This window comes from Achromobacter sp. EG18 (assembly GCF_059759395.1).
The window spans coordinates 1,401,608-1,424,041 of sequence record NZ_CM186213.1; the positions used below are offsets into that span (position 1 = coordinate 1,401,608).

20 protein-coding genes are annotated in these 22,434 nt (G+C 70.4%); 16 read left to right on the top strand and 4 right to left on the bottom strand.

The window, feature by feature from the left end:
• Positions 1-3: 3 nt before the first annotated feature.
• Positions 4-1,815: a sulfoacetaldehyde acetyltransferase gene (gene xsc / locus AC6CR5_RS06570; RefSeq protein ID WP_035182904.1), complete on the bottom strand. Its 1,812-nt coding sequence runs from the start codon at positions 1,813-1,815 to the stop codon at positions 4-6.
• A gap of 160 nt (positions 1,816-1,975) precedes the next feature.
• Here xsc and AC6CR5_RS06575 point away from each other — a divergent pair, with 160 nt between their 5' ends.
• The 13 genes from AC6CR5_RS06575 (at position 1,976) to AC6CR5_RS06635 (ending at position 15,624) form a co-directional block, all read left to right on the top strand.
• Complete coding sequence (locus AC6CR5_RS06575) at positions 1,976-2,737, top strand: IclR family transcriptional regulator (protein ID WP_020927912.1); 762 nt, start codon at positions 1,976-1,978, stop codon at positions 2,735-2,737.
• Between the two features lie 131 nt (positions 2,738-2,868).
• The gene (dbpA, locus tag AC6CR5_RS06580; RefSeq protein ID WP_498085377.1) at positions 2,869-4,257 is read left to right on the top strand and encodes an ATP-dependent RNA helicase DbpA; all 1,389 of its coding nucleotides are present in this window, start codon (positions 2,869-2,871) and stop codon (positions 4,255-4,257) included.
• A 59-nt stretch (positions 4,258-4,316) separates the two neighbouring features.
• Positions 4,317-4,949, top strand: a complete 633-nt coding sequence (gene queE, locus AC6CR5_RS06585) for a 7-carboxy-7-deazaguanine synthase (RefSeq protein ID WP_006387235.1) — start codon at positions 4,317-4,319, stop codon at positions 4,947-4,949.
• Positions 4,946-5,389, top strand: a complete 444-nt coding sequence (gene queD / locus AC6CR5_RS06590) for a 6-carboxytetrahydropterin synthase QueD (protein ID WP_047990917.1) — start codon at positions 4,946-4,948, stop codon at positions 5,387-5,389. Before queE ends, queD begins: the two co-directional genes overlap by 4 nt.
• 318 nt (positions 5,390-5,707) lie before the next feature.
• Positions 5,708-6,181, top strand: a complete 474-nt coding sequence (locus AC6CR5_RS06595; RefSeq protein ID WP_054481537.1) for a MarR family winged helix-turn-helix transcriptional regulator — start codon at positions 5,708-5,710, stop codon at positions 6,179-6,181.
• Positions 6,178-8,229: an FUSC family protein gene (locus tag AC6CR5_RS06600; RefSeq protein WP_026383780.1), complete on the top strand. Its 2,052-nt coding sequence runs from the start codon at positions 6,178-6,180 to the stop codon at positions 8,227-8,229. The genes AC6CR5_RS06595 and AC6CR5_RS06600 overlap by 4 nt, the downstream gene beginning before the upstream one ends.
• Positions 8,226-8,438 carry a DUF1656 domain-containing protein gene (locus AC6CR5_RS06605; RefSeq protein ID WP_020927916.1) on the top strand — a complete coding sequence of 71 codons (213 nt, stop codon included), beginning with the start codon at positions 8,226-8,228 and terminating at the stop codon, positions 8,436-8,438. Before AC6CR5_RS06600 ends, AC6CR5_RS06605 begins: the two co-directional genes overlap by 4 nt.
• Positions 8,439-8,440: 2 nt before the next feature.
• Complete coding sequence (locus AC6CR5_RS06610; protein ID WP_024069026.1) at positions 8,441-9,361, top strand: efflux RND transporter periplasmic adaptor subunit; 921 nt, start codon at positions 8,441-8,443, stop codon at positions 9,359-9,361.
• A 55-nt stretch (positions 9,362-9,416) separates the two neighbouring features.
• Positions 9,417-10,838: an efflux transporter outer membrane subunit gene (locus AC6CR5_RS06615; protein ID WP_269887885.1), complete on the top strand. Its 1,422-nt coding sequence runs from the start codon at positions 9,417-9,419 to the stop codon at positions 10,836-10,838.
• A gap of 388 nt (positions 10,839-11,226) precedes the next feature.
• Positions 11,227-12,090 (top strand): hypothetical protein, encoded by an 864-nt coding sequence (locus AC6CR5_RS06620; RefSeq protein WP_200221361.1) that lies wholly within the window; start codon positions 11,227-11,229, stop codon positions 12,088-12,090.
• Positions 12,074-13,807 (top strand): thiamine pyrophosphate-binding protein, encoded by a 1,734-nt coding sequence (locus tag AC6CR5_RS06625; RefSeq protein ID WP_006385004.1) that lies wholly within the window; start codon positions 12,074-12,076, stop codon positions 13,805-13,807. Before AC6CR5_RS06620 ends, AC6CR5_RS06625 begins: the two co-directional genes overlap by 17 nt.
• A gap of 43 nt (positions 13,808-13,850) precedes the next feature.
• On the top strand, positions 13,851-14,828 hold the full coding sequence (locus AC6CR5_RS06630) for a Bug family tripartite tricarboxylate transporter substrate binding protein (protein ID WP_006385003.1): 978 nt from the start codon (positions 13,851-13,853) through the stop codon (positions 14,826-14,828).
• Position 14,829: 1 nt separating this feature from the next.
• Entirely contained in the window at positions 14,830-15,624 is a 795-nt protein-coding gene (locus AC6CR5_RS06635) for an SDR family NAD(P)-dependent oxidoreductase (protein WP_047990923.1), read from the top strand.
• Positions 15,625-15,654: 30 nt separating this feature from the next.
• Here the strand turns inward: AC6CR5_RS06635 and AC6CR5_RS06640 are convergent, their stop codons facing one another.
• Together AC6CR5_RS06640 and ypfH are read right to left on the bottom strand one after the other, a co-directional pair.
• Complete coding sequence (locus AC6CR5_RS06640; RefSeq protein WP_020927921.1) at positions 15,655-16,461, bottom strand: IclR family transcriptional regulator; 807 nt, start codon at positions 16,459-16,461, stop codon at positions 15,655-15,657.
• A gap of 10 nt (positions 16,462-16,471) precedes the next feature.
• Positions 16,472-17,191 carry an esterase gene (gene ypfH, locus AC6CR5_RS06645; RefSeq protein ID WP_026383785.1) on the bottom strand — a complete coding sequence of 240 codons (720 nt, stop codon included), beginning with the start codon at positions 17,189-17,191 and terminating at the stop codon, positions 16,472-16,474.
• A gap of 161 nt (positions 17,192-17,352) precedes the next feature.
• Between ypfH and AC6CR5_RS06650 the strand changes: the two genes are divergently transcribed.
• Positions 17,353-18,894, top strand: coding sequence for an amino acid permease (locus tag AC6CR5_RS06650; RefSeq protein WP_045953172.1), 1,542 nt, complete (start codon positions 17,353-17,355; stop codon positions 18,892-18,894).
• 65 nt (positions 18,895-18,959) lie between these two features.
• Here the strand turns inward: AC6CR5_RS06650 and AC6CR5_RS06655 are convergent, their stop codons facing one another.
• Positions 18,960-20,021, bottom strand: a complete 1,062-nt coding sequence (locus tag AC6CR5_RS06655; RefSeq protein ID WP_006384566.1) for a methyl-accepting chemotaxis protein — start codon at positions 20,019-20,021, stop codon at positions 18,960-18,962.
• A gap of 315 nt (positions 20,022-20,336) precedes the next feature.
• Here AC6CR5_RS06655 and imuA point away from each other — a divergent pair, with 315 nt between their 5' ends.
• Both imuA and AC6CR5_RS06665 read left to right on the top strand, forming a co-directional pair.
• Positions 20,337-21,035, top strand: coding sequence for a translesion DNA synthesis-associated protein ImuA (gene imuA / locus AC6CR5_RS06660; protein WP_047990928.1), 699 nt, complete (start codon positions 20,337-20,339; stop codon positions 21,033-21,035).
• On the top strand, positions 20,965-22,434 hold the full coding sequence (locus AC6CR5_RS06665) for a Y-family DNA polymerase (RefSeq protein ID WP_070781532.1): 1,470 nt from the start codon (positions 20,965-20,967) through the stop codon (positions 22,432-22,434). Before imuA ends, AC6CR5_RS06665 begins: the two co-directional genes overlap by 71 nt.

The window sequence follows — 22,434 nt, forward strand, 5'->3', positions numbered from 1 at the left end:
GCGTCAGCCGCGCACCGGGTCGATCGGTAGCGGCACCTCGCCCGGCTGGAACGGCTGGTTGACGTAGCGCTTGTACTTGTCCAGCAGGCGCAGCGGCTGCTTGAGCGCGTCGCGGCGGAACGGATCGCCCAGCTCCTGGCTCACCATCATCTCCAGCACCGTGGTCTTGCCCTCGGACTGCGCCTTGCACGCGGCCTGCAGCGCCGCGCCGACCTGGTCGGCATGCTCGACCCGGATGCCCTCGGCGCCCATGGCCCGCGCCAGTTCCGCGAAGTTGGGGTTCTGCAGGTTGCTGCCGACGAAGCGGCGGCCGTAGAAGTCCACCTGGTTCTTCTTTTCCGCGCCCCACTGGCCGTTGTGGAACACCACCGCCGTGACCGGGATGCGCTCGCGCACGCAGGTCAGCAGTTCCTGGAAGCTCATGCACCAGGCGCCATCGCCAACGTAGGCCACCGCCGGCCGGTCGGGCCGGCCCAGCTTGGCGCCGATCAGCGCCGGCAGCGCGTAGCCGCAGTTGCCGAAGCTCATGGCGGCCAGCATCGAATCCGGTTCGTCGAAGCGCAGGTAGCTGTTGGACACCGAGCAGATGTTGCCGATGTCGGTGGACACCATCACATGCTTGGGCATGGCACGCTCCAGTTCGCGCAGCATGCGGCGCGGATGCATGCGGCCGCCGCCGTGCTCGATGATGTCCAGGCTCCAGTCGTCGCGCTCGTGCGACCAGCCGTCCAGTTCCTTTTCCCAGGCGCTTTTCTGCGCCGCGATCTCTTCGCCGCGCGCCGCCTTGGTGGCCACGCAGGCGACCTCGCGATCGCGCAGCTTCGCGGCCAGCGCCGCCGCCGCCGGCTTGGCATCGCCGCAGATGCCCACCGACACCGGCCGCACCAGGCCCAGCATGCGGTGGTCGGCATCGACCTGGATGATGCGCGCGTTCTGCGGCCAGTAGTCCAGCCCGTGCTGCGGCAAGGTGCCAAAAGGCCCCAGGCGCGTGCCCAGCGCCAGCACCACGTCGGCCTGCGACAGCAGCTTCATGCCGGCCTTGGAGCCCTGGTAGCCCAGCGGCCCGCACCACAGCGGATGGCTGGCCGGAAAGGCGTCGTTGTGCAGATAGCTGGTGACCACCGGCGCGCCCAGCAGTTCGGCCAGCGCCACGCATTCGGCCTGGCCGGCCGAGAACAGCACGCCGCCGCCGGCGACGATCACCGGGAACTTCGCCCCGGCCAGCAGGCGGGCGGCCGCTTCCAGGTCTTCTTCCGAACCGGGGCCGCGGCGGATGCGGCGCGGCTCCGGAATCGCCACGTCGATCTCGCCGTAGAAATAGTCGCGCGGGATGTTCAGCTGAGTCGGGCCGCGCTCGGCCAGCGCGTTGTCGAAGGCCTTGGCGGTGAATTCGGCCATGCGGTCGGGCCGGTTGACGTGGGCCTGGTACTTGGTGATGCGCGAGAAGATCGGCAGCTGCTCGGTTTCCTGGAAGCCGCCCAGGCCCATGCCTGACGTGCCGGTCTCGGGCGTGATCGCCACCACCGGGCTGTGGGCCCAGTAGGCCGCGGCCACGCCGGTGACGAAGTTGGTGATGCCGGGGCCGTTCTGCGCGATGCAGACGCCGTGGCGGCCGGTGACGCGCGAATAGCCGTCGGCCATGTGGGCGGCGCCCTGCTCGTGCACCGTCGGCACGAAGCGGATGCCGGCGGCGGGGAACAGGTCCAGCGCGTCCATGAAGGCCGAACCGACGATGCCGAAAACGTCCTTGACGCCCTGCGCCACCAGCGTCTCGACAAACGCTTCGCTGGGGGTCATGTGTTGTTTGCTGCTCATGGTCTCTCTCCTGGCGGACCGGCGCGGCTTGGATTGCATATTGGCCGGGGTGAACCGATACTGCAGCAGAACTCCCGCATTTCCCACCCTGCAGCGTTCCATTTTCTGCAGAATCCGCACCAACCTGGCGGCCTTTCGCCAAATCTTCAAATATTGAAAGATGAAAGACGAATCCTCCGCGGCGCTGCGCGCGCTGACCCTGCTGGAACAGGTCGCCGGTTCCGAGGCGCCGGTATCGCTGGCGGCGCTGACCGAGGCCACCGGCCTGCCCAAGCCATCCGTGCTGCGCATCGTGTCGCGGCTGGTGGACGCCGGCATGCTGCTGCGCGAGCCCGCAGGCAAGCGCTACATCACCGGCCCGCGGCTGGCGCTGCTGGCGCGCGACACCCTGCTCAATTCGCCGCTGCGGGCCGAGCGCCACCGCATCCTGGACAGCCTGGTCGACGAGATCGGCGAGACCTGCAACTGCACCATGCTGGACGGCGACGAGGTCATCTACCTGGACCGGGTCGAGACCGCCTGGCCGCTGCGCGTCAACCTGCAGCCCGGCTCGCGCGTGCCGCTGCACTGCAGCGCCAGCGGCAAGCTGTTCCTGGCGCACATGCGGCGCGAGGCGCGCGCGCGGCTGCTGGCGGCGGCGCCGCTGCCGCGCTACACGCCCAACACGCTATGCGACGCGGCCGCGCTGGAACGCGAACTGCTGGCGATCCGCAAGGAAGGCGCCAGCTTCGACCGCGAGGAATTCCTGCTGGGCATCGTCTGCATGGCGGTGCCCATCATGCGCGGACGCCGCGCCATTGCCGCGGTGGCGCTGCACGCGCCGGTGGCGCGGCTGTCGATCGACGGCGCGCGCGCCTGGCTGCCGCGCATGCAGGAAGCGGCGCGGGCGCTGGCGGGCACCTACGAACCCTCGGCCGGATAGCGCCACGCGCCCCCGAATTGACGCGCGCCCGGCGGCCGGTGCGTGCGCCAGTCCGGGCGCCCTGGGGACCCGCAGGCCTTACACTGTCGGCCGTATCCGTATTTATCGCAGTTCCTGCGAGAGCCCCTGCCGTGACCCAGACGCCCTTTACTTCCCTGCCCCTTTTGCCCGCCCTGCTCGATAACCTGCAAAGCCTGGGGTTCGAGCAGATGACGCCGATCCAGGCGCAGAGCCTGCCGCTGATCCTGGAAGGCCGCGACCTGATCGCGCAGGCCAAGACCGGCAGCGGCAAGACCGCTGCCTTTGGCCTGGGCGTGTTGCAAAAGCTCGATCCCGCCCGCCTGACGCCGCAGGCGCTGCTGCTCTGTCCGACCCGCGAGCTGGCCGACCAGGTGGCGCAGGAGCTGCGCCGGCTGGCGCGCCAGATCGCCAACGTCAAGATCCTGACGCTGTGCGGCGGCGCCGCGGCCCGCCCGCAGGCCGAATCGCTGGCGCGCGGCACCCACATCGTGGTCGGCACGCCCGGCCGCATCCAGGACCACCTGGAACGCGGCAGCCTGGACCTGTCCGGCCTGACCACGCTAGTGCTGGACGAGGCCGACCGCATGGTCGACATGGGCTTCTACGACGATATCGTGGCCATCGCCTCGCATTGCCCCGCCAAGCGCCAGACCCTGCTGTTCTCGGCCACCTACCCCGACAACATCCGCAAGCTGAGCGCGCGCTTCCTGCGCAACCCCGCCGAAGTCAAGGTCGAGGCCCAGCACGACGCCAGCCGCATCGAACAGATCTTCTACGAGATCGACCCCGCCGAGCGCCTGGATGCGGTGGCCACGCTGCTGGCGCATTTCCGCCCGGTCTCGACGCTGGCCTTCTGCAACACCAAGATCCGCAGCCACGACCTGGTCGAACGCTTGCAGGCCGACGGCATCAGCGCCCTGGCGCTGAACGGCGACCTGGAACAGCGCGAGCGCGACGAGATCCTGATCCAGTTCGCCAACCAGAGCTGCGCCGTGCTGGTGGCCACCGACGTGGCCGCGCGCGGCCTGGACATCCAGAACCTGGGCGCGGTCATCAACGTCGACGTCACCAAGGACACCGAAGTCCACGTGCACCGCATCGGCCGCAGCGGCCGCGGCGACCAGAAAGGCCTGGCCCTGAGCCTGTGCTCGCCCGACGAAATGCGCTGGGCCAACCTGATCGAGCAATACCAGGGCGCGCCCCTGACCTGGGGCGACCTGAAATCGCTGCGCCCCAAGGCCGACCGGCCCCTGCGCGCGCCCATGGTGACCCTGTGCATCCAGGGCGGCAAGAAGGACAAGCTGCGCCCCGGCGACCTGCTGGGCGCCCTGACCGGCGACGGCGGCCTGGCCTTCGAGCAGGTCGGCAAGATCAACATCACCGAGTTCAACGCCTACGTGGCGCTGGACCGCAAGATCGCCAAGCAGGCCTTCTCGCGCCTGTCCAACAGCAACATCAAGGGCCGGCGCTTCCGCATGCGCTACCTCGAGGAACTGTAACGACTAAAATAGTCTGTTTTTGCTCATTCCCGGCGCCGCCTGCCCCGGCGCCCCCCGTCATGACCTACACCGCCAAAGAAATCTTCAAGACCCTGCAAGGCGAAGGCGCCCACGCGGGCCGCGCGGCGGTCTTCTGCCGGTTCGCGGGCTGTAATCTCTGGACCGGCCGCGAGAGCGACCGCGCCAGCGCCGCCTGCACCTTCTGCGACACCGACTTCATCGGCACCGACGGCGACGGCGGCGGCAAATTCGCCAGCCCCGAACTGCTCGCCGATGCCATCGAGGCCGCCTGGGGTCCCGACACCGCCAACCGCTACATCGTCTTCACCGGCGGCGAACCGCTGCTGCAACTGGACGAAGCGCTGCTGGCCGTCGTCCACGCGCGCGGCTTCACCGTCGCCATCGAAACCAACGGCACCGTCCAGCCGCCCCCCGGCATCGACTGGATCTGCGTCAGCCCCAAGGGCACCGCCCCCGTCGTCATCGAACGCGGCAATGAACTCAAGCTGGTCTACCCCCAGGCCAACGCCCTGCCCCCGCGCTTCGAACACCTGGACTTCGACCACTTCTTCCTGCAACCCATGGACGGCCCCGCCCGCCTGGCCAACACCGAACAGGCCGTCCAATACTGCATGCAGCACCCGCAATGGCGCCTGAGCCTGCAGACCCATAAATACATAGGCATTCCATGATTTCCGTGACCCGCAGGCTTGAATTCGACGCCGGCCACCGCATTCCCGACCACCGCAGCCAGTGCCGCAACCTGCATGGCCACCGCTATGTGCTCGAAATCACCCTGACCGGTGACATCGTCCAGGCCCCGGGCGAATCCGACAACGGCATGCTGATGGACTTCGCCGACATCAAGCGCATCGCCAAGGCCCACATCGTCGACGTCTGGGACCATGCCTTCCTGGTCTACGAAGGCGACACCGCCGTGCGCGGCTTCCTGGACTCGATGCCCGGCCACAAGACCGTGGTGCTGGACCGCATCCCCACCGCCGAGAACCTGGCCGCCGTCATCTTCGAGATCCTGGCCCCCCACTACCACGGCCACTACGGCGCCGACCTGCGCCTGACCCGCGTGCGCCTGTACGAAACGCCCAATTGCTGGGCCGATTGCAACGGCTGATGCCCCTATGGGCGGCCGGCATGGTCACCCGCAAATCGACGTGACAGCATGCGCCTGCCGCCTGGCGCGGCAACGCCTGCCAGGCGCTTGTTGCCCATGGCAGGCACGGACGATTGCCGGCGACGTTGGATGACGCCAGGCTCGCGGCAGTCCGGCCGCCCTGCATGACGCGCCCCGCCGCGCCAAAGCCGCTCCCTCCCCGCTCAGCTTTCCACCCACGGAAACCCCGCCCCTGATTTTCCCGATTGAAAAAATCAATGGAGATCTTCGCCATTTTCAATTAATAGTAAGCTAATAGATAGGATACAATCTATTTCCATGAACACCCCCACCGACTCCCAACTCATGGCCACCACCGCAAACCTGATGGTGCTGTCGCGCGCCTATCGCGGCGCCGCCGACAAGGCCCTGGCCGACTACGGCCTGTCGCAAGCCACCGCCTGGCCCGTGATCCTGGCCGGCCGGCTGGGCGACGGCGTGCGCCAGGGCGCGCTGGCCGAGGCCCTGGGGGTCGAAGGTCCGTCGCTGGTGCGCGTGCTGGACCAGTTGGTCGCCGCCGGCCTCATGGAACGGCGCGAAGACCCGCACGACCGCCGCGCCAAGACCCTGCACCTGACCGACGCCGGCCACGCCCTGCGCAAGCAGGTCGAGGACGTGCTGGTGGAGCTGCGCCGGCGCCTGTTCGACGGCGTCAGCGAAGCCGACCTGCAGGCCTGCCTGCGGGTGTTCGATGCGCTCAAGGCCGCGCTGGGCCGCAGCGCCGCCGGCGCGCAGGAGGATCCGCGGCCATGAAGCTGCCCAACGTCCGCGAGACGATCTTCTCCCTCAAGAGCTACCTGAGCGCCATCATGGCGCTCTATCTTTCGTACAGCATCGGCCTGCCGCGCCCGTTCTGGGCCATGACCACCGCCTACATCGTGGCCCAGCCCTGGTCCGGCGCGGTGCGCTCCAAGGCGCTGTACCGTCTGGTCGGCACCTTCTGCGGCTCGGCCATGACCGTCTACATGGTGCCGCGCCTGTCCAATTCGCCCGTCGTCATGACCGCCGCCATGGTGGCCTGGGTCGGCTTCTGCCTGTACCTGTCGGTGCTGGACCGCACGCCGCGCTCGTACCTGTTCATGCTGGCCGGCTACACCGCCGCCATGATCGGCTTTCCCAGCGTCACCGATCCGTCGCAGGTGTTCGACACCGCGCTGGCGCGGGTCGAGGAAATCAGCCTGGGCATCGTCTGCGCCACGCTGGTCCACAGCATCGTGCTGCCGCGCGGCCTGGCGCCGGCGCTGACGCTGCAGCTGGACAAGGCGGTGCGCGACGCCAAGCTCTGGATCCACGACACCCTGAGCGGCAAGACCACCGAGCAGAAAGACCGCGACCGCCGCGAACTGGCCAACGACATCACCCAGCTGCGCCTGCTGTCGACCCACGTGCCGTTCGACACCGGCAACCTGCGCTGGACCGCCGGCGCGGTGCGCGCCATGCAGGACCAGATCGCCGCGCTCACGCCCGCCGTGTCCGCCGTCGAAGACCGCATGCGCGCATTGCAGGCCGACGGCCAGACGCTGCCCGAGCCTGTCTCGCAGGTGCTGGCCGACATCTCCGAATGGATCAACGCGGGCGCCCAGGCCACCCATGAAACCGCCGTGCACCTGCGCGCCGCCGTTTCCCGCCTGACGCCCGCCATCGACAGCCATTCCGGCTGGCGCGACGCGCTGCTGGCCAGCCTGATGACGCGGCTGCGCGAACTGATCGACACCTATGACGAATGCCTGGCGCTGCGCCGCGAGATCCGCGCCGGCCTGGCCGGCGCGCCGCTGCGCACCACGCGCGCTCCCGCCCGCACCGCGCCCAACCGCGCCCTGCACCGCGACCGCGGCATGGCGCTGCTGTCGGCCGCCGCCGCCGGCGTCGCCATCTCGGTCGTCTGCCTGTTCTGGATCGGCACGGCCTGGAGCAACGGCGCCACCGCCGCCCTGATGGCCGCCATCTTCAGCTGCTTCTTCGCCTCGCAGGACAACCCGGTGCCGGGCATCATGCAGTTCCTGACCTACACGGTGTATTCGATCCCGCTGTCGGCGCTGTACCTGCTGGGCATCATGCCGGCCATCCATTCGTTCGAGATGCTGGCGCTGGCGATGCTGCCCACCGCCTTCGTGCTCGGCATCTTCATCGCGCGGCCGGCGTCCACCGGCAAGGCCATGGCGGTGCTGTTCGGCTTCCTGGGCACCATGGCGCTGCAGGACACCCATACCGCCGACCTGGTGTCGTTCATCGACACGCAGGTGGCGCAATGCATGGGCGTGGCCACCGCCGCCATCATCGCCGCCATTTTCCGCACCGTCAGCGCCGACTGGAGCGCGCGCCGCATCCAGGCCGCCAACTGGAACGAACTGGCCACGCTGGCCAGCTCACCGCGCGCCCCGGCCCGCCACACCTACGCCGCCCGCATGCTCGACCGCATCGGCCTGCTGCAACCGCGCCTGGCGCTGGCCAAGCGCCCCGACGACCTGGTCGCCGCCGATGCGCTCAAGGACCTGCGCGTGGGCCGCGACATCACCGAACTGCAACGCGCCCGCCGCCACCTGCCCATGGCCGACGCCACCATCGTGCCCGTGCTCGACAGCCTGGCGCGCTTCTTCCGCGAGCGCTCGAACTGGCGCGGCGGCGACAAGGCGCCGGAGATGCTGGCGCAGATCGATCGCGCCCTGGCCAGCGTCAGCGCCACGCCCGGCACCGTCGCCGCGCGCGATCGCGCCGTGGTGGCCCTGGTCGGCCTGCGCCGCGCCTTCTTCCCCGAGGCGGCCGATTACCAACCCGCCCATCCCACGCTGGAAACACCATGATCGGCGAATTCAACCTCTATGGCATCTACTTCCCCTGGCTGCTGGTGCTGGGCGTGGTCACCCTGGGCGTGGCCTGGGCCGTGCGCCGCGTGCTGGCGCGCGCCGGGCTGTATCGCCTGGTGTGGCACCCGGCGCTGTTCGACCTGGCGCTGTTCATCGTGCTGCTGTATGGCGTCTCCCTGATTTCCCCTTATTTTCTGCAGAGATAGGTATGAAACTTCCCAATGCCCTGCGCCCCGCCGCCATCGGCAAATTCGCGCTGACCGCCGCCGTGGTCGCGGCCGCCGTCTACGCCGGCTGGCAACTGTGGGTGCACTATGAAGTCGAACCCTGGACCCGCGATGGCCGCGTCAAGGCCTACGTGGTGCAGGTGGCGCCCGACGTGTCCGGACTGGTCACCGCCGTGCCGGTGCACGACAACCAGGACGTGAAGGCCGGCGACGTGCTGTTCGAGATCGACCGCGCCCGCTTCCAGCTGGCCTACGACCAGGCCCAGGCCTCGGTCCGTTCGCAACAGGTGGCGCGCGAACAGGCGCTGCGCGACGCCAAGCGCAACCGCTCGCTGGGCCAGCTGGTGGCCGCCGAGGCGCTGGAACAGAGCCAGACCAAGCTGCAACAGACCGAGGCCGCGCTGGCCCAGGCCGAGGTGCAATTGAACACCGCCCGCCTGAACCTGGAACGCAGCCGCGTGCTGGCCGTGACCGACGGCCGCGTCACCAACCTCGACCTGCGCGCCGGCTCGTACGCCAGCGCCGGCCGCGGCGTGATGGCGCTGGTCGATGCCAGCTCGTTCTACGTCGAAGGCTACTTCGAGGAAACCAAGCTGCCCGGCATCCACGAGGGCGACCCGGCCACCGTCACGCTGATGGGCGACAACCGCCAGATCCGCGGCCACGTCGAGAGCATCGCGCTGGGCATCGCCGACCGCGACCGCAGCACCGGCGCCAACCTGTTGCCCAACGTCAACCCGACCTTCAACTGGGTGCGCCTGGCGCAACGCATCCCGGTGCGCGTGAAGATCGACGAAGTCCCCGCCGGCGTGCGCCTGGTGGCCGGCCAGACCGCCACCGTGGCGGTCGGCGCCGCCGCCGCGCCCGCGCAAACGCGGACCGACGCGCGCCAGCCCTCTTGAGCGCGCACTTTCACCAACCCGTCAACCACTTAGACAACGCCAAGCCGTAATCGCCATGAACACCAGATTCTTCCTGCCGCTGATGCTGTCCGCCGCGCTGGCCGGCTGCGCCGCCGTGGGCCCTGACTACCAGGTGCCCGCCGACGCGGCCGCCGCCCGGCCAGGCGCGCAGGCGCCATTCGCCGAGGCGCGGGAGGGCGTGTTCCAGCGCGACCAGGTGCCTGGCCACTGGTGGCGGCTGTACAACGATCCGGTGCTGGACGGCCTGGTGGAAAAGGCCCTGGCCGCCAACACCGACCTGCGCGTGGCCAGCGCCAACCTCGAACGCGCCCAGGCCGCCGTGCGCGAGACCGAGGCGCAGCAGCAGCCCAGCCTGGGCGTGAACGCCTCGCCCACCTTCGGCCACGTCTCCGGCCTGCAGGAGATGGCGCCGGGCATCGACCCGCCCAATCGCTGGTCGTACTCGGCCGGCGCCAGTATGTCGTACCAGGTGGACCTGTTCGGCCAGATCCGGCGCGCCGTGGAAGCGGCCGGCGCCGACGCCCAGGCGGCCCAGGCCGCCTACGACGCCACCCGCGTCACGGTGGCAGCCGAAACCGCCCGCGCCTACGCCAACCTGTGCTCGGCCGGCATGCAGCTGGCCTCGGCCGAGCATTCGGTGAAGGTGCAGCAGGAATCGCTGGACGCCGTCAGCCGTCTGCAACGCGCCGGCCGCGGCACCGCGCTGGACGTCACCCGCGCCCGCAGCCAGCTGGAGCAATTGCGCGCCGGCCTGCCGCCGTTCCAGGCGCAGCAGCGCACCGCGCTGTACCGGCTGGCGGCGCTCACCGGCCAGACCCCGGCCGAGATTCCGACCACGCTGCTGCAATGCGCCGCCGCGCCGCAATTGAGCGAAACCATTCCGGTGGGCGACGGCGCCGCGCTGCTGCGCCGCCGTCCCGACATCCGCCAGGCCGAACGCGCGCTGGCCGCCGCCACCGCGCGCATCGGCGTGGCCACGGCTGACCTGTATCCGAAGATCACGCTGGGCCTGTCGGGCGCCTCGGGCGGCCCGGCCGCCATGTTCGGCGACCGCGGCACCTTCAGCTGGAGCGTCGGTCCGCTGATCTCGTGGACGCTGCCCAACACCGGCGCGGTGCAGGCGCGCATCGCCGAGGCCGAGGCCAACACCAAGGCCGCCGTGGCCCGCTTTGACGCCTCGGTGCTGAACGCGCTGCGCGAAACCGAGAGCGCGCTGGTGGTGTACGCGCGCCAGCTCGATCGCCAGGCCGCGCTGCAAGCGGCGCGCGACCAGGCGGCGCAGGCCGCCTCCCAGGCGCGCCAGTTGTTCCAGTACGGCAAGACCGACTACCTGACGGTGCTGGACGCCGAACGCACGCTGGCCAGCAATGAAAGCGCGCTGGCCGCCGGCCAGGCCGAACTCAGCAACGACCAGATCGCCGTGTTCCTGGCGCTGGGCGGCGGCTGGGAAAAGTAGGCGCGGCGGGCCATACCCGGGCGGCCAGGTGGCCGCCCGCCTTGTGTTTCCCTCCGGCGCGCGGCGCCGACCTCCCCGAACGGAGCAAACGCGCCCGCTTCAGCGGACCTCGCGTCCTTCCCCTCCCTCTTTCGCATGGATCGCGCCGCGCCCGGTACGCGCGATCGTGCGCGCTCCTTGTGCCAGCCCGCATCGGCGCGCCAGCGTCCCGGGTGATGCCGGCCACCTCATCTCCAAATAGTTTCCACAATATGGAGATAGCATTGTTGGCGTCGCGCATGGCCTCTTAGAATCAGTCTCACATCATTATTCCAATTCAAGCTGAGACAGATCGATTCGCCCGAGGCATCCCGGGATGCCTCCAGGAATCAAGGCATTTATCCATAATATGGAAGAAAAAACCAACACCGAACCTGCCCGCGTCATGGACAGCATCACCAAGCTGCGCGCCGAAGACGCCGGCCGCGTGGTGATCGCCGGCTCCCATGGCGGCAGCTACGCGGCCTATTGCGCCGCCCGCGGCCGGGTGCGCGCGGTGGTGCTGAACGACGCGGGCGTCGGCTGGCAGCGGGCCGGCATCGCCGGGCTGGACGAACTGCAGCAATGGGGCGTGGCCGCCGCCACCGCCGACTACCGCAGCTGCCGCATCGGCGACGGCGCCGACATGGCGCGCCACGGCATCATCAGCCACGTCAACGATCTGGCCTACGCGCTTGGCTGCCGCCCCGGCATGGCCGTGGCGCAGGCCGCGCAGCGGCTGGCCGCGGCCGACATGGCGCCGACCTGGCCGGCGCCGCGCCACGAAGCGCGCACGGTCCTGGCCGCAGGCGCCGACGGCGCGCCGCGGGTGATCGGCGCCGATTCGGTGTCGCTGCTGGAAGCGGCCGACGACGGCCTGATCGCCGTCACCGCCTCGCACGGCGAACGGCTGGCCGGCCTGGCCACCGACGGCGTGCGCCCCCGCCCCTGGCTGGTGACCTTCAACGACGCCGGCATCGGCAAGGACAGCGCCGGCATCGGCCGCCTGCCCCTGTTGCAGCAGCGCGGCATCGCGGCGCTGACGGTGTCGGCCCACAGCGCCCGCATCGGCGATGCCCGCTCCTGCTACGAGGACGGCGTGGTGTCGTGCGCCAACGCCCAGGCCCGCGAACTCGGCTGCCGCGTCGGCTCTCCCCTGAAATCCTTCATCGACGCCCTGCTGGCGGGGCGCGCAACCCACCTGGAGCATTCTCCGCATGTCGGAAACCCTTGAAATCACCGGCGGCGAAGCCATCGCCCGCATGTTCGCCGCGCATGACGTCGGCCTGATGTTCGGCATGGGCGGCTTCCAGCTGCTGCCGTTCTACGACGCGGTGCGGCGCCTGAAGCTGAACCACAACCTGATCAACGACGAACGCTGCGCGGTGTTCGCCGCCGACGCCTACACCAAGGTCAGCGGCCGCCCCGCCGTGTGCGACGCCACGCTCGGCCCCGGCGCCACCAACCTGGTCACCGGCCTGGCCGAAGCCTACAACGCCGGCACCGCCATGGTGGCGCTGGTGGGCGACTCGCACCGCATGCATTCGTGGAAGAACATGACGCAGGAGGCGCGCCAGCTGGAAGTGCTGCGCCCGGTGGTCAAGGACGTGCTGCGGGTCGAGAAGATCGAGCGCATTCCCGAACTGGTGCGGCGCGCCTTCGCGGTCGCCACCAGCGGCCGGCCCGGCCCGGTGGTGCTGGACGTGCCCGAGGACATCGCGCATGAAGTCCACGCCTTCGACGCCGATGCCTTCCACGCCAGCGAGACCTACCGTCGCGCGCCCGCGCTGCGCTGCCGCCCGGATGCCGACGCGCTGGCGCAGGCCGCCGCCATGCTGGCCGGCGCCGACCGCCCGCTGATGCTGTGCGGCGGCGGCGTGCACATCAGCGAGGCCGCCGAAGCGGTGCAGGATTTCGCGCGGCGCTACAACATCCCGGTGGCCCACACCATGAGCGGCAAGGGCGCCATCGCCTGCGGCGATCCGCTGAACGCGGGGCTGTTCGGCCGCTACAGCCGCATCGCCAACGACCTGATCGCCAAGTCCGACTGCCTGTTCGTGGTGGGCTGCAAGCTGGGCGAAGTGGCCACGCGCCGCTACGACCTGCTGGCCACCGGCGCGCCCATCATCCACCTGGACATCGTGGCCGAGGAATTCGACCGCACCACCACGCCGACGCTGCGGCTGTGGGGCGACGCCCGCGCCACGCTGGCCGAGCTGGACCAGGCCCTGGCCGCCCAGCCCGACAACGGCGGCGCCCGCCGGCAAGGCTACGCCGCCGAAGTCGGCCAGGCCATGCATACCTGGCGCGAATCGGTGCGCGCCAAGCTGACCTCGGCCGACCGGCCCATCGGCATGGCGCGCCTGATGCACGAGATCAACGCCAGCCTGCCCGCAGACGGCGTGCTGGTGGCCGACGGCGGCTTCGCCGCGCACTGGGGCGGCCTGCTGTTCGACACCAAGCGCGCCGGGCGCGGCTTCGTGCCGGACCGGGGCTTCGCGTCCATCGGCTACGGCATCCCCGGCGCCATCGGCGCGGCCGCCGCCGCGCCCGGACGGCAGGTGGTCAGCCTGACCGGCGACGGCGGCTGCAACATGTCGCTGGGCGAGCTGGAGACCGCCGTGCGCATGGGCCTGGCCTTCACCCTGGTGGTGGTCAACAATGCCGCCTCGGGCTATATCAAGGCCTTGCAGCACCTGATGTACGGCAGCGGCAGCTACCAGTCGTCCGACCTGGCCGAGACCAACTACGCCAACGTGGCGCGGGCGCTGGGCTGCAACGGCATCCGGGTGGAGGACCCGGCCGAGATCCCCGCCGCGCTGGCCGCCGCCTACGCCTGCAAGGACCGCCCCACCGTGCTGGACGTGGTGGTCACGCGCGACCCCGCGCACATGCTGCCCGGCGTGGATAGCCGCGCCGCCAAGATCAAGCCGGGCGACCGCATCGCCTGAGCCCGAATAACAACACAGACATACCAAGCGAGGAGACAACCCCATGAAGATCCGTACCTGGCTGACCGTGGCGGCCGCCGCCCTGGCCACCGTGCTGGCGCCGTCCGCCGGCGCCCAGAGCAACTACCCCGACCGCCCGATCCGCCTGATCGTGCCCTTCCCGCCCGGCGGCACCTCCGACGTGGTCGGCCGCATCTTCGCCGAGGCGCTGGGCAAGCAGATCGGCCAGCCCGTGGTGGTGGAAAACCGCGGCGGCGCCGGCGGCACGGTCGGCTCGCGCGCGGTGGCCAGCGCGCCGGCCGACGGCTACACGCTGCTGCTGGGCACCTCCAGTACCAACGGCACCAACTCGGCGGTCTACAAGAACCTGCCGTACGACGCGGTCAAGGACTTCACCCCGGTCACGCAGATCATCCGCGTGCCGGGCGTGATCGTGGTCAACAAGGACTTCCCGGCCAAGGACTACGCTTCCTTCGTGGCGCTGATCAAGGGCGCGCCGGGCAAGTACTCGTACGCCTCGTCGGGCAACGGCGGCGCCACCCACATGGCGATGGAATACTACAAATCGCTGTCGGGGCTGGACATGATGCACGTGCCGTACCGTGGCACCGGCCCGGCGCTCAACGACGTCATCGCCGGCCAGGTGCCGATCCTGTGGGACACGGCGGCCTCGTCGATGGCGCACATCCAGTCCGGCAGCCTGCGCGCCATCGTGGTGGCCGCGCGCAAGCGCCTGCCGCAACTGCCCGACGTGCCGACCTTCGCCGAAGTCGGCCTGCCTGATTACGACGCGGAGATGTGGAACGGCCTGCTGGCCCCGGCCGGGCTGCCCGCGCCGATCCTGGCCAAGCTGGGCGAGGCCTCGCGCCGCGCGCTGGCCGACCCCGAGGTGCAGGCCAAGTACGCCGGCGTGGGCGCCTACGTGGTGGCCGACAAGCCGGAAGCCTTCGCCGCGATGATCAAGGAAGACGTGGCCAAGTGGAAGAAGGTGGCCGAGTTCGCGCACATCTCGGTGGACTGACATGGGCCAGCGCATGCAAGGCAAGACCGCGCTGGTGTTCGGCGCGGGCTCGTCCGGACCGGGCTGGAGCAACGGCCGCGCCGCCGCCGCGCTCTATGCCCGCGAAGGCGCCCACGTGTTCGCGGTGGACCTGCGGGCGGAATCGGCCGAGGAAACCCGCCGCATCATCCTGGACGAAGGCGGCCGCTGCACCGCGCTGGCGGCCGACGTGACCGACAGCGCGCAGATCCTGGCGGCGGTGCGGGCCATGCAGGCCGAGGCCGGCCGCATCGACGTGCTGCACAACAACGTCGGCATCACCGAGATGGGCGACCCGATCGAAGCCAGCGAGGAGAGCTGGCACCGCGTCATGGATACCAACCTGACCGGCGTGTTCCTGACCTGCAAGCACGTGCTGCCGGTGATGCTGGCCCAGGGCGGCGGCAGCATCGTCAACATCTCGTCGCTGGCCTCGATCCAGGTCAATACCTACCCGTATACCTCGTACTACGCCGCCAAGGCCGGCTTGAATCACCTGACCCGCGCCCTGGCGGTGCGCTATGCGCCCGACAACATCCGCGTCAACGCGGTGCTGCCGGGCGTGATGGACACGCCGCTGATCTACACGCAGATCGCGGGCCAGTTCGAGGACGTGGAGGAAATGCGCCGGCGCCGCAACGCCGCCAGTCCGATGGGCCGCATGGGCGACGCCTGGGACGTGGCGCACGCGGCGCTGTTCCTGGCGAGCGACGAAGCGAAGTACATCACCGGCGTGTGCCTGCCGGTGGACGGCGGCAAGTCCTGCGCGGGGCGATAGCCGGCGGCGCGGGCCGGCTCGCGCCGCGCGTCAGGCCGGCCGCGGCGCCAGTTCCGCGCCCAGTTCCGTGGCGGCGCGTTGCAGCGCCGCGACCACTTCCTGCAACCGCGCCCCCGACAGCCGCGAGCGGATCGCGGCCACGCTGAGCGCGGCCACCACGTGCTGCTCGCGGTCGTACACCGGCACGCCCACCCCCAGCATGTCCGGGATGATGCGCCCCGGGTTCAGCGCATAGCCATTCTTGCGGGCCGCGGCGATGTCCTCGCGCAGCATCGCGGTGGACGGCAGGTCGGGCGCGGCCGAGGCGTCGTAGCGCGCCAGCACCCGCTCGATATCGTCATTGGGCAGGAACGCCAGCAGCGCCAAGCTGCCCGCCCCCACGCCCAGCGGGCGGCGGTGGCCGACCTCCAGCGTCAGGATCTTGATGGGGAAATCGCCCGTCTTGCGGTCGACGCAGACCGCCTCGTGGCCCGAACGCACCGACAGGAAGCTGGTGTCGCCGGTCGATTGCGCCAGCCGCAGCACCGCCGATTCGGCGATCGCCTTGATGCCGTGGCGGCTTTCGGCCGCCAGCCCCAGGATGTACGACTCCCGCCCCAGGCTGTAGGTCTTGAGCTTGGGATTGAGCGCCAGGAAGCCCTCCTGCAGCAGGGCCGACAGCATGCGGTGCGCGGTGGGCGGCGTCAGGCCCAGGTCGCGCGCCACGTCGGTCAGGCCGACCCCGCGCGCGGGCGCGGCCCCCACGTACTTGAGGATGCGCAGCACGCGGAAGATGCTCTGCGCGCCGCCGACCGGATCGGCGTCGCGCGCGGCGGCGGAGGATTTGGCGGGACTCACCGGCGCGCCTTCAATGCACCGTGGTGCCATCGGGCGGCGACTGGTTCAGGCCCAGCGCCGCCTCCCAACTGCGCAGCGGCACGCAGGTCTGCAGGCGCACGATGGCGCGCTGGATCAGGGCCGGATGCAGTTCGTGGCCGACGTGCGTGGCCACGTCAATGGTGGAATCGCCGTGCAGCTCGTCCAGCCGCGCCTGCGCCGCCTGGATCAAGGCCACCGGCATGACCGGGTCGTCGGCGCCATGCAGCAGGTGCAGGGTGGTGTACTGCGGCGCGGCCTTGGGCAGCTGCGCATAGCGGCCCGAAAAGGCGATCACGCGGCCGGCCATGCCGTCGTGCGCCTGCACCAGTTCCAGCGCCATGATGGCGCCCTGCGAAAAACCGGCCAGCGCGGTGTCGGACTGCAACAGGCCGAAGCGGGCCTGGGCCGCCTTCACGTAGGCCTCCAGCGGCGGCAGGGCCTGGGCCACGCGCTCGGGCCGGTTGTCCTCGGACACGCCGCGCACCGAGAACCATTGACGGCCCGCGCCGCCGCCGTCGAAGGGCTCGAAGCCCTCGGGGATCAGCACCGCCGACGCGGGAAAGGCGGCGCGCACCGCCTCGGCCAGCGGCACCAGGTTGTCGGGCGTGCCGCCCACGCCATGCAGCAGGATGAACAGCTGCCGCACCTCGGTGCCGGGTTCGGGCAGGAATTCGATTTCGTGGGGGGATGCGGGGGAAGAAGTGGCCATGCTACGGCTCCGGACAGGCACTGGATAGCGCCATTGTAAAATGCCCGTCATACGCAATCCTAGGCAAAGCGCCCCCCGGGCCGGCTCCTGCCCCCGGTGTCCACAAGGCGCCCAGGGGCGTTCGCGGTCGGCGCGGGGCTTTGCATCAACCTGTGCATTCCATGAAAACACCGACGACAGACTCGGGAACCCCGCCGGCCGGCAAGAACCAGTTGCATCGCGTGCTCAAGGCGCGCCACCTGACCATGATCGCCCTGGGCGGCGCCATCGGCACCGGCCTGTTCATCGCCTCGGGCGCGGCCATCGCCCAGGCCGGCCCGGGCGGCGCGCTCACGGTCTACCTGCTGATCGGCCTGATGGTCTATTTCATCATGACCAGCCTGGGCGAACTGGCCACCTTCATGCCCGTGTCGGGCTCGTTCTGCACCTACGCCTCGCGCTACGTGGACGGCGGCTTCGGCTTCGCGCTGGGCTGGAACTTCTGGCTCAGCTGGGCCACGGTGGTGGCGGTGGACGTGGTGGCCGCCCAACTGGTGATGGCGTACTGGTTCCCCGATACCCCCGGCTGGATCTGGAGCGTCGCCTTCCTGGCGCTGACCTTCGGCCTGAACGCCTTCTCGGCGCGCAGCTTCGGCGAGGCCGAATACTGGTTCGCCATCATCAAGGTGGTGGCGGTGCTGTGCTTCATCGTGCTGGGCCTGGCCATGCTGGTGGGCATCATCCACAGCGACGCGCCGGTCGGCGTGCGCAACTGGACCGTGGGCGAGGCGCCGTTCGTCGGCAACGTCGCCACCTGGGTCGGGGTGGCCATGGTGGTGGCCTATTCGTTCCAGGGCACCGAACTGGTGGGCGTGGCCGCCGGCGAATCCGAGAACCCGCGCCGCAACGTGCCGCGCGCCATCAACCATGTGTTCTGGCGCATCCTGCTGTTCTACGTGCTGGCGATCCTGATCATCGGCCTGCTGATTCCCTATACCGACCCGCAGCTGCTGCGCAACGAGGTCGAGGACATCGCCGTCAGCCCCTTCACGCTGGTGTTCCAGCACGCCGGGCTGCTGTCGGCGGCCACCATCATGAACGCGGTGATCCTGACCTCGGTGCTGTCGGCCGGCAATTCGGGCATGTACGCGGCCACGCGGATGCTGTTCAACATGGCCGTCGAGGGCCAGGCCCCGGCCGTGTTCAAGCGCCTGACCGGCAACGGCGTGCCGCTGTACGCGCTGCTGGCCACCACCGCGCTGGCCTGCCTGTGCATGTTCAGCGTGGTCTACAGCCCCAAGGCGGTCTACATCTGGCTGCTGAACTTCGCCGGCATGACCGAGTTCATCGTCTGGCTCAGCATCGCGGTCAGCCACTACCGCTTCCGCCAGGGCTACGTGAAGCACGGCTACGACACCGCCAACCTGCCCTACAAGGCCGGCCTGTTCCCGTTCGGCCCGCTGCTGGCCTTCGTGCTGTGCCTGCTGGTCACGCTGGGCCAGAACTACCAGGCCTTCCTGGACGAGCGCATCGACTGGATCGGCGTGGTCTCGACCTACCTGGCGATCCCTCTGTTCCTGGCGTTCTGGATCGGCCACCGGCTGGTGAAGAAGTCGCGCTGGATCCGCTACCAGGACATGCAGTTCTACGGCTTCGAGGCCGACCGCGCGGCGGGCGTGCCGCAGGACGAACCGATAGCCGCCGGCCAGGCCGCGCGGACCTGACCCGCGTGCGGGCCGGGAGGCATCCTGGGCCACGCGCCCGGACGCCGCCCGGCTCGCGCCGCCGCCTATTCGAAGCTGTCGCGCGGACGCTGCGTGATGACGCCGTACCAGCCCAGGCCGGCATAGGTTTCATAGCCCGGCGTCAGCGCGAACCCCACCAGGCCGCGATCGGCGTTTTCGTAGTAGCCGCGCGGCCGCTCGTCGTGGCGCAGCACGTACCGCTCTTTCAGCGATACCGCGCCGTCCGAGGCGGCGATGACGCGCTGGCGGCTGTCGACCAGCAGGCAGCGGGTGCGCGCCCATTCCTCTTCCGACAGCCCCACCGACTTGACGATGCTGGCGGCCTGCTGGCTCCAGTCGAAGAACACCCCCAGCACCCCCAGCGGCTCGCCGTGCTTGTCGGCGTCGCGCCGGATCGCGGTGGCGTAGGTGGCGACGTGGGCGCCGTCCAGCAGGCGCTCGCTGTCGATGTCCATGGCCACGTACTCGCCGCCGTCGGCCGCGGCCATCCCGCGCCGGAACCACTCGGCATGGCTTACGTTGGCGCCGCGCGCCTGCGGATAGCGGTCCGGGCGGCCATTGGCCACCACCCGGCCCTGCGCGTCGGCCACCCACAGGTCCAGGTAGACCGTGTAGCTGTCCAGGATCACGCCCAGCCGCCCGCTGGCGTGGCGCGCGCTGTCGGCGCCGGGTTCCTGCAAGGCCCGCACCACCGACGAATCGGTCGCCCACCAGCGCACGTCGCAGGAACGCTCGTACAGGTTGCGGTCCATGGTCTCGATCATGTTCAGCGCCAGGTCGCCCAGGCGGCGGCCCTCGTAGCCGCGGATCTCGTGCAGGGTGTTTTCGCCGATGCGGATCAGGTCGGCGATGGAACCGGCCAGCTCCTCCTTGAGCGCGTCGGCGATGCCGGTGATCTGCTCGGACACGTACTGCACCTGGTTGGCCACCACCGCGAACCCGCGCCCCGCCTCGCCCGAGCGCGCGGCCTCGATGCGCGCGTTCAGCGACAGGTATTTGGCCTGCTGGTTGATATCGACGATGCTCTCGATCTTCTCGTTCGAAATGCGCTCGACGCGGCGCGACAGTTCGACGATTCTTTCCGGTTGATGGGCCATGTTCAGCACTCCTTTTGTTGGACGTTGTTGCGTGAGGAGACGGTGACATGGGGAGACAAGCAGGAAGCGTGCCAAGTCGTGCATGGGTTAATGACCAGCCCCTTCCATGGGCGGGGCGGGGGTGACGACGGCGCATCGCGCCTCGAAGCGGGCCTTGCGGCGCGCACCAATACGGTGCAAGCGACTGATACATCCGGTGCCTTCCGGGTCAGGTAAAATACTGTATATTCATACAGCAATAAGCGATTCCGGCCAGGAGTTCCCCGCCCGGCCGTCCGCCGCCCACCGAGTCTTCACCCAGGAAAACCGGGTCGCCCGCCCGCCATGCCGTCGCCAGAACAGATCCATCCCGCGTTGTGGCGCGCCACCCAGTTGGCGCGCGGCGCCGCCCGCAGCCTGCCCACCGGCCACCCCACCCTGTCGGCCGAGCTGCCGGACGGCGGCTGGCCGCTGGGCTCGCTGATCGAGCTGCTGGCCCCGCAACCCGGCATCGGCGAAATCCGCCTGCTGCGCCCGGCCCTGGCGCAACTGGAAACGCGCCGCCCCATCGCCCTGGTGCAGCCGCCCCACGCGCCGCACATCGCCAGCTGGATGAGCTGGCGGCTCGATCCGCGCCAGTTGCTCTGGGTCGCCCCCGAAAAACCCCTGGACGCCCTCTGGGCCGCCGAGCAGATCCTGAAAAACGGCAGCTGCGGCGCCCTGCTCTGCTGGCTGCCGCACGTGCGCCCCGAATCGCTGCGCCGGCTGCACCTGGCGGCCCAGGCCAGCGACCTGCTGTTCGTCGCCCTGCGCCCGGCCAGCGCCGCGCAGCACGCCACCCCCGCCCCCTTGCGCCTGGCGCTCGCGCCCGCGCCGGGCGGGTTGTCCGTCCATATCCTCAAGCGCCGCGGACCGGTCTGCGAGGCCCCGCTGTACGTGGGCCTGGAGCCCGGCGTCCTGGCGCCCACCCGCCATGCGCCTCTGGATCGCCGCCTGCCTGCGCTGCCTGCCGCTGGACGCCCTGCGCCCGCACTGGCCGCTTGAGGCGCAGGCCTACGCGGTCCTCGACCAGGAACGCGTCGCCGCCCTCACGCCCGCCGCGCGCCAGGCCGGGGTGCGCCCGGGCATGCGCCGCGGCGGCGCGGCCGCCATCGCGCCCACGGTCGAGCTGCTGACGCGCGACCCGCTGGCCGAGGCCGACGCCCTGCAAGGCGCGGCGCTGGCGCTGCTGCAATACACCCCCGAGGTCGCGCTGGCGGGCGACGACACCGTGCTGCTCAACGTCGGCGCCAGCCTGCTGTTCTTCCGCGGGCCGCGCGCGCTGCACCGGCGCGTGGCCGCCACGCTGGCCGCGCTGGACCTGCGCGTGTCGCTGGGCATGGCGCCCACCGCCGCCGGCGCCTGGCTGCTGGCGCATCGCGGCGGACGCCGGCCGGCGCGCCGGGTGCTCACCCCGCGCACCCTGGCGCGCCGGCTCGACGCCCTGCCCGTGGCCCTGCTGCCCCAGGCCCGGCCGCGCCTGGACTGGCTCAACGACATCGGCTGCCACACCCTGGCCGACCTGCGCGCCCTGCCGCGCGCCGGCCTGCAACGGCGCAGCGCGCCCGACCTGCTGCAAGCGCTGGACGCGGCCTATGGCCAGTCGCCCGAACTTCATCGCTGGATCGAGCCGCCGCCGCGCTTCGAGCGCCGCATCGAGCTGATGGAATACCTCGAGCACACCGACGCGGTGCTGGCCGTGGCGCGGCGCCTGGCCGAGCAACTGGGCGGCTGGCTGGCGGCGCGGCAACTGGCGGTGCGGCGCGTGCTGCTGCGCCTGGACCACGAACGCGGCCGCCATGCGCGCCCGCCCACCGACCTGGAACTGGCGCTGGCGCAGCCCGTGTGGCAGGCGCCGCAGATCCTCAACCTGCTGCGCGAAAAGCTCGGCCGCCTGACGCTCGAAGCGCCGGTGATCGCGGTGACGCTGCTGGCGCCCGACACCACCGAACAGCCCGCCGCCAGCACCACGCTGTTCCCCGAACCCGGCGGCACCGCCGCCGACCACGCCCGCCTGCTGGACCTGCTGACCGCGCGGCTGGGCCGCGACCAGGTGCGCCACGCCTGCCCCATCCCTGACCACCGGCCCGAAGCCGCCAATACCTGGGGCGACGCGCTGGAACCGTCACCGCGCCCCGAACCGCTGCCCGAACCCCTGGACCGCCCCTTCTGGCTGCTGGACCCGCCGCTGCCGCTCAAACTCGCCGGCCACCGGCCGCAATACGCCGGCCAGGCGCTGCGGCTGATGCGCGGCCCCGAACGCATCGAAAGCGGCTGGTGGGACCCGGCCCTGACCGTGCGCGACTACTTCGTGGCCGAGGACGCCGCCGGCGCGCGCTACTGGATCTACCGCGAGCGCGACGACGAGCACGCGCGCTGGCACCTGCACGGGCTGTACGCCTGA